The organism is Luteibacter sp. P4_D7_3 (assembly GCF_056401735.1).
The window spans coordinates 1-12,143 of record NZ_JBFUIT010000104.1 but is presented as its reverse complement, the minus strand read 5'-3'; the positions used below and the strand labels follow the sequence as shown (position 1 = coordinate 12,143).

The window sequence follows — 12,143 nt, the reverse complement described above, 5'->3', positions numbered from 1 at the left end:
GCCCCGTATCGCCGCGCCGATGCCGCTGACGATATCGCCTCCGAGCAGCGCGCCGGTTCGACCGGGCTGGACACTTCGGCGCAGCTCGCCCACCGGCGTCGCGACGATCGGTAAACCTGCCGCCATGGCCTCATGCGCCCCGATGCACATACCCTCGTAAACGGAAGGCTGAACGTACAGGTGCAGGCTTTGCAGGTAGGCAGGAATGTCGGAAACCCAGCCGACCAGCCTGACCTTGTCCTGCAAGGCGAGCGACGTAATAAGGTTCTGCAGATCGTCGCGAAGCGGTCCGTCGCCCGCAATCGAAACGTCGAGCCGATCGTAGATGTGCGGATCGTCGCTGCGGATGCGATCCACCGCGCGAATGAGAAGGTCGTAGTTCTTCTGCGGATGAAGGCGGCCGGTGCTGCCAATCCGGAGCGGGCCCGTTCCATCCCAGCGTGGGATCGGTGTCGTCGGAGAGGCGGGATTGAACACCGGCCAGATCGCTATCCTGTCTTTCTCGACGCCCATCGAATCTTCAAGGTATAGCGCGACGTCGCGCGAGTCGGCAATCCATAACTTGCAGCGGCGCTGGTTTCGGCGAATGTGCGCCTTCGCGTCGGAGCTGTGCTTCCAACTCACGACAGGAATACCGAACATCCCGGCAACGATCTGGCCGACACGCGTCGCCTGGCTCAGCGAGGTCCAGATCAGGTCAGGTGGGGATGCACGCACCGCTTTGGCATATCTGTAGATGCTGCCGAACTTTGAAGCCTCGTGGTCGGACAGAAGCGTATAGGGAACGCCCGCCTCGATCAGCCTCGGCTCGGTCAGGCGATCGCGAGGCTTGAGCGCGAAGACATGAATGTCATGGCCGAGATCCATGATCACCTTGGCGATGTCCGGAATGATGAATTCGGCACCGCCACCTTCAAGGCTCGTAACTACGTAATGAATGCGCATAGGGAGTCCGCGATATCTTGAGGGGGTGAGTGCGGCCGGATCGCACTTCTGCTCGCCTGCGCTGAGCCCTCGGTCGCGAATGACTCCGCCGTTTACAGTCTGGTCATTCGAAACTACGCGGCGTAGGTTTCATGCAGGTTTCGTGGCGCGTGACTTTCGTGGGAAATGTTCTCCCTGTCGATGTGTTTGACACTATTAGACGGGGACATTGGGTGACACGAGCGCGTAAGCGAATACTAAGGTGCCCGCAAAGCGCTGCCTGGAAGGCCTCGGGAGGCAGTGCGGCATCGACGCCGCCGCTTGCATCATCGTCTCGAGCAAGCGGGTAGTGAGGTTTTCGGTGAACGATCCTCATGAGAAGTTTCGCATCCCGGCTTGGCTATACTCCGACGTTATGTGCCCAGGGGGCACGTCTCGTTGGTTGCCAGGGGAGATCGGATGCGCGCACGTCGCCTGCCATTGTCCATGTTCGTGGTGCTCGCACTGGCGGGAGGAGCCGCACACGCCGCCGACGACACCACCCGATGGAAACACGAGGCCCAGGCCGTCACCGTCCAGCGCGATGACTGGGGTATCGCGCATGTGCACGGCCACACGGATGCCGACGCCGTGTTCGGCATGGCCTATACCCAGGCGGAAGACGACTTCAATCGCGTAGAGACCAACTACCTGACCTCGCTCGGCCGCACGGCCGAAGCGGAGGGCGAGTCGGCCATCTGGCAGGACCTTCGCCAGAAGCTCTTCACCGACCCGGCGCAACTCAAGGCGATGTACGCGCGAAGCCCTCGCTGGCTGGTCGCGTTGATGGACGCCTGGGCCGATGGACTGAATTACTACCTCGCGACGCATCCGGATGTGCATCCACGTGTGATTACCCACTTCGAACCGTGGATGGCGCTGAGCTTCAGCGAAGGCAGCATCGGCGGGGATATCGAGCGCGTGTCGACGAGGGGATTGCAGGCCTTCTACGGCAAGGATCCGGCAGGCGCGCTCGCGCAGTTCACACCGCCTTCCAGTTGGGAGGAGCCGACCGGCTCGAACGGCATCGCCATCGCACCGAAACTCACCGCGAACGGACACGCGCTGCTGCTTATCAATCCGCACACCTCGTTCTTCTTCCGTTCCGAACTGCAGATGTCGAGCGACGAGGGCCTCGATGCGTATGGTGCGGTTACCTGGGGACAGTTCTTCATCTACCAGGGTTTCAACAAGCATGTCGGCTGGATGCACACCTCCACCGGTGCCGATGTCGTCGATGAATTCGCCGAGACCATCGTGCAGAAGGATGGCAAGCCGTTCTACCGCTACGGCAAGGAACTGCGCGCCGTGACCTCGCGCGAGATCGTCGTGCCATATCGCGCGGCGGACGGCACGCGCGCCGCACGCACCTTCACGGTCTATGCCACGCACCATGGTCCGGTCGTGCGCACGGAGGGCGACAAGTGGATCGCCATCGCCCTGATGAACAAGCCACTCGAGGCCCTGCAACAGAGCTGGCTGCGCACCAAGGCGAACGATTACGCGGCTTATATGAAGGTGGCTGAGCTCAAGGCGAACTCGTCGAACAACACGATCTATGCGGACGACAAGGGCAATATCGCCTACCTGCATCCGCAGTTCATCCCGAAGCGCGACGATCGGTTCGACTATACGAAGCCGGTCGATGGCAGCGATCCGGCGACGGACTGGCAGGGACTGCTGCCGCTGGACAAGGCGCCGCGTCTGTTCAATCCGCCCACCGGCTGGATATTCAACACCAACGACTGGCCGTACTCGGCGGCAGGTCCCGACAGCCCGAAGCAGGCCGACTTTCCGCGATACATGGATGCGGTGGGCGAGAATCCTCGTGGCCTGCACGCGACGCGCGTGCTCACCGGGCGTCGTGACTTCACGCTTGCCTCGCTGATCGATGCCGCGTTCGATTCTTACCTGCCGGCGTTCGCGCGGCAGCTGCCCATCCTCATTGCCGACTACGACGCGTTGCCCGCAGGCGACCCGCTGAAGCAGAAGCTCGCCGGACCCATCGGCTTGCTGCGGACCTGGGATTACCGCTGGGGTATTGCCTCCATGCCGACCTCGCTGGCCGTCTTCTGGGGCGACATTCTCTGGGACAAGGCCAGCAAGCTGGATTCGGAGGAGGGGCTGTCGGTCTACGACAGGATGGCGGAGAAGGCCGGTCCGCAGGTGCGCCTGAATGCCCTGGTCGAGGCCACCGACCGTCTCGAGCATGACTTCGGGAGCTGGGGCGTGCCCTGGGGCGAGGTGAATCGTTTCCAGCGCGTGGACGGTGCCATCGTGCAGCCCTTCGACGATGCGAAGCCGAGTATCCCGGTGCCGTTCACGTCGTCGCGGTGGGGCTCGCTAGCTTCGTTCGGCGCCCATCGCTGGCTGGGGACGAAGCGCTATTACGGCACCAGCGGCAACAGCTTCGTGGCCGTCGTGGAGTTCGGCGACAAGGTGCACGCGCGTGCGATCACGGCGGGCGGAGAAAGCGGGCATCCCGGGTCGCCGCACTTCAACGATGAAGCGGAGCGTTACACCACCGGCAATCTGCGGACGGTGTACTTCTGGCCCGAGGAACGGCAGGGGCACATCGAACGGACCTATCATCCGGGACAGTGATGAATCGATCAGGGGGCGGCATGGCTAAGTTGGCGGGGTGGGGCAGGGCGTTTGCATTCGCAGGTTGCATGACGATGGCCTGCGGTTCGTTCGCGGCAGAGCCATCGGCCACGTCAAAGCCGGCGGACCACCCCTGGCTGATCAAGGGCGATCGCGTCTTCGACGCAGGCAGCGAACAGACCCATGCGGGTTGGGTGGTACTCGTTCAGGGCGACAAGATTCTCGATGTCGGGCCAGCCGGGAAGATCGCCGCGCCAGCCGGTACCCAGACCATCGACTTGCCCGGCACGACCATCCTCCCCGGCCTCATCGACGCGCACTCGCACATCTTCCTGCACCCGTATAACGAGACGCCCTGGAACGACCAGGTGATGAAAGAGACGCTCGCCTTCCGCACCGTGGAAGCCGTGAAGCATGCTAACGACACACTCATGGCGGGCTTCACCGCCCTTCGCGATCTTGGCACCGAAGGCGCGGGCTATGCCGATGTAGACGTGCAGCGTGCCATCGATAAAGGCGTGATCCCCGGGCCGCATCTTTTCGTCGCCACGCGGGCCACGATCGCCGCCCATTGTTATGGGCCCGGCCCGCTTGGATTCCGCGACGACATGGACATTCCGCAGGGCGGCATCCCGGTGAGCGGGCCGGCGCAGATGCTGGATGCCGTGCGTGACCAGGCGGCGCACGGCGCGGACTGGATCAAGCTCTACGCCGATTACCACTGCGGCAAGGCGAAGGGCTCCGTGCCGACGTTCACCGAAGAGGAACTGAAGGCGGCGGTGGACGCCGCGCATGGCATGGGCCTGCCGGTGGCCGTGCACTCGACGACGGCCGAAGGCATGCGTCGCTCGGTCATGGCCGGCGTCGACACCATCGAGCACGGCTACGACGGCACGCCAGAAGTCTTCGCGCTGATGAAGCAGCACGGCGTCGCCTACATGCCCACGCTCGAAGCCAGCGCGGCCACGTCGGAATACTTTGGCGGCTGGAAGCCGGGCGATCCGCCGACCGAATCCATGCAGAAGGCGGCGCGCGCGTTCAAGCTCGCGCTCGGTGCCGGCGTGACCATCGGCAACGGCAGCGACGTCGGCGTCTTCACCCACGGCGACAACTACAAGGAGCTCGCCTGGATGGTGCGCGATGGCATGTCACCCGCGCGCGCACTCCTCGCTGCCACTGCTGTCGACGCGAAGGTGCTTCGCCAGCAGGATCGCATCGGCCAGCTGAAAGCGGGCCTCGACGCCGACATCATTGCGGTGCCGGGCGACCCCACGCAGGACATCGGCACGCTCGCGCACGTCGCCTTCGTCATGAAGGGTGGTGTGGTCTACAAGCAGTCGTCGCCTCAGCAGTCGTCGCCTCAGCAGTCGTCGTCTCAGTAGACATCGGCCGTCTCCCGGCCGCTCGGCTTGACATCGATCGGCTCGGGATCCGACGGTGGGTCGCCCTGGTCCGGCCCCGGCTCGCCATCGGCGAGCGGGATGTCGATTAATTCGCCGGGACGGCGCCCCCAAGTGCCCTCGGCGGTGTCGTAGTAGCCGGGCGACCAGTTGTGGCGGCGGGCGTTTTCCATATCGCGGAGCGTCTCGAACTGCACGCGGTACGGATAGGAGTCAAAGGAACCGTTGGGATTGTCGATGCGCATGGTGATGCCTCGGATCGCGCAGAAGTCGCATGCCCGCCCGTCGCGAACTGCCGCGCAGGCTGGGTTTTCATTGGTTGGATGCACGCCGCGGATCCTTCACGCGGGGCAAATAAACGATGCGCCGCTGCGCATTAACGGCGCGTCGTTTCCTTGATGGATCAGCGTAAAGGGATCGTTACACCGTGAGCTTTTCGCTCAACGTCCACAGCCGTTCCACCGCCTCCGGGTCGATCGCCCAAGGACGCACGCCGACATCGTTGCTGACACGACCCGGTGTGTTGTCCGCGTCGACCAGAATTGGCGACACCTCGACGTCCTCGCAATACACGCCACCCATGCCGTCGAGCTGAGGGCTCGTAGCGCACCAGACGCTGGTCGCCGCGCCCTGCGGCACGCTCTTGAATCCACGAGCAAGATCGACCACCGGGCGGCCTTCGTCGTCGATCGCCCCGCGAGCGCGCAGGTCGTCCTCACTCATATGTCGAATGAGATCGGTGATGATCGCGCCGGGATGCAGGGCGAAGGCGCGGATGCCGTCGGCTTCGCCACGCTTGTCGACGCCGAGCGCGAACAGCACATTCGCCGTCTTCGACTGGCCGTAAGCCATCCACGGGTCGTACTCGCGGCGTTCGAAGTGGGGATCGTCGAAGTCCACGCCGGCAAACCGATGCCCGCGAGACGACACCGACACCACACGCGCGCCGTGAGCGCGCTTCAGGGCAGGCCAAAGCCCTGTCGTCAGCTGGAAGTGCCCAAGGTGGTTGGTCGCGAACTGCATTTCGTAGCCACGTGCGTCGCGGGTCAACGGCATCGCCATGACACCGGCGCTGTTCACCAGGATGTGCAGGGGCTCGCCACGGGCGAGGAAGCGCTCGACGAAGGCGTCGATCGAAGCGGGGTCGGCGAGGTCCATGGGCTCGATCTCGACGTCGATCCCTTCGAGGGTCTTCCGGGCCTTGGCCAGGTCACGGGCGGGGACGATGATCCGCGCTCCGGCGGCACGAAGCGCCCGGCTGGTTTCGGTGCCGATGCCCGAATAACCGCCGGTAACGATGGCGGTCTTGCCGGTCAGGTCGATACCGGCGAGCACCTCGTCCGCCGTACTGGCCATGCTGAAACCGGAATGGATGGGGGTCTGGACGCTGGACATGGGGATCTCCTCGTAGGGTCCGGACAAGGTTAGGCCTCGCCATCCGAACGATGAATGCTTGAAAGTCCGTCATCCATGCTCAATCGTACGGGCATGGCTGACGATCCGATTTCCGAGGTACTGAGACTGGCCGATGTCGAGTCGGTGGTCTCCGGCGGCTTCACCGCAGGGGGCGACTGGGCAATTCGCTTCCCGCCGCCGGACAAACTCAAGTTTTTCGCCGCGCTGCGAGGCGGGTGCTGGCTGCGCCTGGACGAAGGCGCGACGGTGCGGATGGAAGCGGGCGACATCGTCCTCCTCGTCGCCGAGCGCGGCTTCGTGCTGGCCAGCGATCTCGCCCTCCCGCCGGTCGACGCACGTGAGGTGTTCGCCGGTCGCACCACGCCGATCGTGGCGCTGGGCGAGGGCGATGACATGCTCCAGATCGGCGGCCATGTCCGTTTGCATCCGACCTACGCGCCGATGCTGCACGAAGCCCTGCCGCCGATGATCCACGTGCGCGGATCGGCGCCGGAAGCGGTGACCATGCGCTGGATCCTCGACCGGATGGTTGAGGAAAGTCGTGGCGATCTGCCCGGCTCCGGCATGGCGAGGACCCAGTTGGCCCACCTTCTGTTCGTCCAGATTCTCCGCGCCCACCTGTCGGCGGGTGGCCCGCTACAGGCCGGTTGGTTGCGTGCGGCGGCCGATCCTCGCCTGGGCGTGGCGCTGCGGATGATGCATGGCGAGCCTGGCAAGCCCTGGCGTCTCGACCAGCTGGCCAGTGCGGCGGCGATGTCGCGGACCATCTTTGCTTCCCAGTTCAAGGCTGCCGCGGGGGTGGCTCCTCTGGCCTACCTGGCGCGGTGGCGTATGAGGCTTGCGGAACGCGCCTTGCGCCAGGGCGACGTTCCTGTGGCCGTGCTGGCAAGAGACCTTGGGTACGCGTCCGAGAGCGCCTTCAGTCACGCGTTCAAGCGGATTGTCGGGGTTTCGCCGAGTCGTTATGCGGGGGTGGCCACCTCTGTCTAGAGGGTCCGATTTGAGGTCAGGGCTTCATGTGGGAGCCGGCCATGCCGGCGATAGGGCTGCGGCTAAGCCGCTCCGTTGGCTTTTCGCCGCTGAAGCGGCTCCCACATGTAAGAGTTCGCTACAATCGCGTTTTGCCCAGCTCGCGATGCCGGCTCCGGGAGAAACCATGCACGTCCAACCAGAGACCCGCGGATGATCGACGGCACCCTGTTCGTGGTCGCCGCGCCCTCGGGAGCCGGAAAGTCCACGCTCGTCAACGCCTTGCTCGAGCGCGAGCCGGACATCTCGCTGTCCATTTCGCATACGACGCGGCCGCCGCGCGTGGGCGAGGAATACGGACGCCACTACTTCTTCGTGGAGCGAACGGACTTCGAGAGCGAGATCGCCGAGGGCATCTTCCTCGAGCACGCCGAGGTGCACGGCAACCTGTACGGCACCTCACGCACCGTGGTCGAAGGCAAGCTCTGCGAAGGTGCCGACGTGCTCCTGGAGATTGACTGGCAGGGCGCGCGGCAGGTGCGTAAGGGCAAGCCCGACTGCGTCAGCGTCTTCATCCTGCCGCCGTCGCGCGTGGAGCTGGAGCGCCGCCTGCGTGGCCGCGGCTCCGACGCCCCCGAGGTGATCGAGCGTCGCCTGTTCAACTCGCGCGAGGAAATCGCCCACGCGCACGAGTTCGACTACATCATCGTCAACGACCGTTTCGAGGACGCCCTGGCGGACCTCCAGGCGATCGTTCGCGCCGTCCGCCAGCGCACGCCTGCGTCGGCTCGCCGCCACGAGGCGCTGATCGAGGAGCTTCTCGCACCATGACCGACGACGCCATCGTCCGCGTACGCGGACTGACCACGGTCCTCAACGGCAAGACCATCTTCGACCATCTCGATCTGGACATCCCCCGCGGAAAAGTCACCGCGATCATGGGCCCCAGCGGCACCGGCAAGACCACCCTGCTCAAGCACATCACCGGGCAGATGCGCGGCGACGCCGGGACCATCGAGGTCGACGGTGAGAACGTGCCTTCGCTCTCTCGCGAGAAACTCTTCGAGTTGCGCGAGCGCATCGGCTACCTGTTCCAGAATTCGGCCCTGCTCACCGATTTCGACGTCTTCGAGAACGTGGCCTTTCCGCTGCGCCAGCACACCGAGCTACCCGAAGAGCTGATCCGCAACATCGTGCTGAACAAGCTCGAGGCGGTCGGTCTGCGCGGTGCGGCGCGGTTGTCGCCCACGGAACTGTCCGGCGGCATGGCCCGGCGCGTCGCCCTGGCTCGCGCCATCGTCTTCGATCCCGCGCTGATCCTCTACGACGAGCCCTTCGTCGGCTTGGATCCGATTTCGCTCAACCAGGTGCTCCTGCTCATCCGCACGCTCAACCACACGCTGGGCATTACGTCCGTGCTGGTAGCGCATGAGCTGGCCGCCGTGCAGAAGGTGGCCGATCACGTGTACCTCATCGCCAACGGCAAGGTCGTCGCGCAGGGTGCGCCGGCCACGCTGGCCAGTGACGGCTCGCCGTGGACCGCGCAGTTCTTCGGCGGGAAGATCGACGGTCCCGTCCCGTTCCAGTATCCCGCCGGCGACTACGCCACGGCGCTCGGTTTCCCAGGAGGCAAGGCATGACGACCGCCAGGAATGACAATGTCGTCGTCCGCAGCCTCACCCAGATCGGCGCCTGCGGGCTTTTCCTGCTGACGATCCTCGCGGCGATTCCCCGTAGCTTCCGCCACGGTCGCGAAACCGTCCGGCAGATCTGGTTCGTCGGCGCGATGAGCCTGACCATCGTGATGACCTGTGGCCTGTTCGTCGGCATGGTGCTCGGTCTGCAGCTGTATGACGTGCTCTCGATCTTCGGCGGCACCTCGGCCACCGGGACCGTCGTCGCTATCGCGATTTATCGCGAGCTGGGTCCGGTGGTGACGGCGCTGCTGTTCGCCGGGCGTGCCGGCACCTCGGTCACCGCCGAGATCGGCCTGATGCGCGCGACCGACCAGCTCGACGCCATGGAGATGATGGCGGTCGATCCCATCGCCTACGTCATCGCCCCGCGTTTCCTCGCCGGCGTGGTCGCGCTGCCCCTGCTCGCCGTGGTGTTCTGCGCCATGGGCGTGTTCGGCGGCCATCTGGTTGGCGTGACCTGGCTCGGCATCGACAACGGCACGTTCTGGTCGAACATGACCGCCACGGTGGATGTCCATAAGGACATCATCGACGGCGTGCTGCTCAAATCCTTCGCCTTCGGCATCGTGGTCTCCCTGATCGCGGTGTTTCAGGGCTACACCACGCCGCCCACCAGTGAAGGCGTCGCTTACGCGACAACCCGCACGGTGGTCGCTTCGTCCATCGCCATCCTGGCGCTGGACTTCGTCCTCACCTCGTTCCTGATCTGAGGCACCGGAGACCCGCCATGACTGTCCATTCCTTCTTTACCCGTTCGAGGATCGCGCCGTGACCCAGAGACGTTCCTATGCCTTCGGCACCGGCCTGTTCATCGTGCTCGGCTTCGCCGCCCTCGCTTACCTGGCCACGCAGACCACGTCGGTCGCCAACGCCAGCCAGGGCTCCAGCTACACGGTGGAAACCCACTTCGCCAACATCGGCCAGCTGAAGAACCGCGCGCCGGTGAAGATCGCCGGCGTCCGCGTCGGCTCCGTGCAGGCGATCGAGCTTGTTCCCGGCAAGGAAGAAGCCAAGGTCACCCTGTCCATCGACGACCGCCACAAGGACATCCCCGAGGATTCCGTGGCCACGATCTTCACCAGCGGCCTGCTCGGCGACCAGTACGTCGGCATCCAGTTCGGTTTGTCCAAGACCCCGGTCAAGGAAGGTGGCGAAATCGGCCTGACCCGTCCGGCCCAGCAGCTGGAAGAGATGATCGGCAAGTTCTTCGGTGGCGGCAGCGCCCCGGATCGCCTGGGTGGCACGTTCCATGTCACCGGCAACTTCACCAACGTCGGTGCCCTGCAGCCGGGCGCGGCGGTGAAGATGGCCGGCGTGCCCATTGGCAGCGTCGACGCGGTGACGATCAAGCCGGGYAGCAGCGAAGCCACGGTGACTCTTGCGATCGACAAGCGCTACTCCCAGATACCGGATGATTCGGCCGGCGCGGTGTTCACAAGCGGTTTGATCGGCAGCCAGTATGTTGCGATCCAGCCGGGCGGCTCGCCGACCTTCCTCGCCGAAGGCGACCAGCTGATCCTCACCCAGTCCGCACTCCAGCTTGAAGACCTGATCGGCAAGTTCCTCGTGAACGGCTCGCCGAGCGACAACAAATCCGGTGGCGCCTCGGGCGGCACCCAACCCGACAACTCCGGCAAGAAATAAGGCCGGAATCCAGGAGACATCGCATGTTGCGTCAGCTTTCCCTTGCCATTGCTCTGGCCGTCGGTGGCGTCATCGCCGCCCCCGCGTTTGCCCAGGACCCCGCGCCGGCGTCCGCCACCCAGGGTCCCGGCCCCGAGGCGATCGTGCAGACGATCTCCGATGACCTTGCCAAGGCCATCGAAGGTCACCAGGCCGAGCTCAAGAACGATCACGAGAAGCTGATCGCGGTCATCGACGACACCTTCCTGCCGCACTTCGATATCGACTACGCGTCGATCCTCGTGCTCGGCCAGAACGCCAGCAAGGCCACCCCGGAGCAGCGCCAGCGCTTCGCCAAGGCCTTCTACAACTCGATCACGCACCGTTACGCCGAAGGCCTGCTCAACTACACCCGTGGCCGCGTGAAAGTCCTTCCGTTCACCGGCGATCTCAACAACAAGCGCACCGTGGTCCGCACGCAGGTCATGCTCGACGACGGCAAGTCGGTCTCGGTCGACTACGCGTTCCGCAAGAGCGCCAGCGGCGACTGGAAGGCGTATGACGTGATCATCGAAGGGATTTCGTACATCTCGAACTATCGCAACCAGGTCGACGCCGAGATCAAGAAGGAAGGCCTCGACAAGCTGACCGCCGACCTCGAATCGAAGGGCGGTGCCGCGATCGACGATATCCAGAAGGATACCGGTGGCGCCAAGGGCGGCGCCCAGAAGTGATTCCGGCGTCGTTCTCGCTGACGACCACGGCACCGGGCACCCTCGGCGTGTCCGGTGCGTTGACGTTCGCCACGGCGGCCGGCGCGCTCGAAACGGCCCGTGCCGAGCTCGACCGTAGCGGCCAGACCACGCTCGACCTCAGCGGCGTCACCCATGCCGACAGCGCCGGCCTCGCCACGCTGCTGGCCCTGCTGGCGCATGCGCGCACGAAGGGCAAGACGCTCGTGGTGACCCACACGCCGGAAGGCCTGCAGGCGCTGGCGCGCGTCTCAGGCGTCGAAAACCTGCTCTAACGCCAACGCCAGATCCCGGCTCCTGCCTTTGCGTGTGTGTAGGAGCCGATTCATCGGCGATCGGCTGCTTGCCTCGACCTACCAACTCACGCGGCCGCTTGCGTGAGGGGTGAGGCGCAGAGCCTTCGGCGCCCCGACGTAGCGGCGCAGAGCCTTCGGTGCCCACCCTCGCTGCTCAGACACGTCCTCCGCGTTCCGTACCGGAAAGGCCGCTGCGCGGCCGTGTACTTATTTGGCCTACGGCCGCTCCACTTGTGCGGAACTCGCCTCGAGGGTGGCCACCGAAGACTCTCCCCAACCCTGAGGTTCGCGTGGGTCGAGCGAAAGCGCGGCAGCATCGTCGTCAGGCTCGCAGGCAAGCAGGCACGCCGGTGGAGGCGCAGACGCGAGTAAGGCGTTCCGCTACCGGTTGCCCGCAATCGCTTCCGCATCGGCTGGGTGTTC

Annotated in this window: 12 protein-coding genes; 9 read left to right on the top strand and 3 right to left on the bottom strand. The window is 64.9% G+C overall.

What is annotated here, in order from left to right; all coding sequences use genetic code 11:
* Positions 1-945 (bottom strand): glycosyltransferase (locus AC1DSN_RS11310; RefSeq protein WP_477330725.1); only part of this gene is annotated, 945 nt, incomplete at its 3' end.
* Between the two features lie 438 nt (positions 946-1,383).
* Here AC1DSN_RS11310 and AC1DSN_RS11305 point away from each other — a divergent pair.
* A complete protein-coding gene (locus AC1DSN_RS11305) occupies positions 1,384-3,567 on the top strand; it encodes a penicillin acylase family protein (RefSeq protein WP_477296308.1) in 2,184 nt (727 codons plus the stop codon).
* Positions 3,568-3,587: 20 nt separating this feature from the next.
* On the top strand, positions 3,588-4,949 hold the full coding sequence (locus AC1DSN_RS11300) for an amidohydrolase family protein (protein WP_477330723.1): 1,362 nt from the start codon (positions 3,588-3,590) through the stop codon (positions 4,947-4,949).
* Here AC1DSN_RS11300 and AC1DSN_RS11295 read toward each other — a convergent pair.
* Together AC1DSN_RS11295 and AC1DSN_RS11290 are read right to left on the bottom strand one after the other, a co-directional pair.
* Positions 4,943-5,296 carry a hypothetical protein gene (locus AC1DSN_RS11295; RefSeq protein ID WP_477330721.1) on the bottom strand — a complete coding sequence of 118 codons (354 nt, stop codon included), beginning with the start codon at positions 5,294-5,296 and terminating at the stop codon, positions 4,943-4,945. The two genes, AC1DSN_RS11300 and AC1DSN_RS11295, sit on opposite strands and share 7 nt — an antisense overlap.
* A 91-nt stretch (positions 5,297-5,387) precedes the next feature.
* Positions 5,388-6,362, bottom strand: a complete 975-nt coding sequence (locus AC1DSN_RS11290) for an oxidoreductase (RefSeq protein ID WP_477294809.1) — start codon at positions 6,360-6,362, stop codon at positions 5,388-5,390.
* 75 nt (positions 6,363-6,437) lie between these two features.
* Between AC1DSN_RS11290 and AC1DSN_RS11285 the strand changes: the two genes are divergently transcribed.
* The 7 genes from AC1DSN_RS11285 to AC1DSN_RS11255 all read left to right on the top strand — a co-directional run bounded on the left by AC1DSN_RS11285 (position 6,438) and on the right by AC1DSN_RS11255 (position 11,699).
* Positions 6,438-7,373, top strand: coding sequence for an AraC family transcriptional regulator (locus tag AC1DSN_RS11285; protein ID WP_477330719.1), 936 nt, complete (start codon positions 6,438-6,440; stop codon positions 7,371-7,373).
* 192 nt (positions 7,374-7,565) lie between these two features.
* Complete coding sequence (gmk, locus tag AC1DSN_RS11280; RefSeq protein ID WP_213949379.1) at positions 7,566-8,183, top strand: guanylate kinase; 618 nt, start codon at positions 7,566-7,568, stop codon at positions 8,181-8,183.
* Positions 8,180-8,992, top strand: a complete 813-nt coding sequence (locus AC1DSN_RS11275) for an ABC transporter ATP-binding protein (protein ID WP_477294804.1) — start codon at positions 8,180-8,182, stop codon at positions 8,990-8,992. The genes gmk and AC1DSN_RS11275 overlap by 4 nt, the downstream gene beginning before the upstream one ends.
* On the top strand, positions 8,989-9,759 hold the full coding sequence (gene mlaE, locus AC1DSN_RS11270) for a lipid asymmetry maintenance ABC transporter permease subunit MlaE (protein ID WP_063573600.1): 771 nt from the start codon (positions 8,989-8,991) through the stop codon (positions 9,757-9,759). Before AC1DSN_RS11275 ends, mlaE begins: the two co-directional genes overlap by 4 nt.
* A gap of 58 nt (positions 9,760-9,817) precedes the next feature.
* On the top strand, positions 9,818-10,693 hold the full coding sequence (gene mlaD / locus AC1DSN_RS11265) for an outer membrane lipid asymmetry maintenance protein MlaD (RefSeq protein ID WP_063573599.1): 876 nt from the start codon (positions 9,818-9,820) through the stop codon (positions 10,691-10,693).
* Positions 10,694-10,716: 23 nt separating this feature from the next.
* Positions 10,717-11,406 (top strand): MlaC/ttg2D family ABC transporter substrate-binding protein, encoded by a 690-nt coding sequence (locus AC1DSN_RS11260; RefSeq protein WP_213949381.1) that lies wholly within the window; start codon positions 10,717-10,719, stop codon positions 11,404-11,406.
* Positions 11,403-11,699 carry an STAS domain-containing protein gene (locus AC1DSN_RS11255; protein WP_477294801.1) on the top strand — a complete coding sequence of 99 codons (297 nt, stop codon included), beginning with the start codon at positions 11,403-11,405 and terminating at the stop codon, positions 11,697-11,699. The genes AC1DSN_RS11260 and AC1DSN_RS11255 overlap by 4 nt, the downstream gene beginning before the upstream one ends.
* Positions 11,700-12,143: the final 444 nt, after the last annotated feature.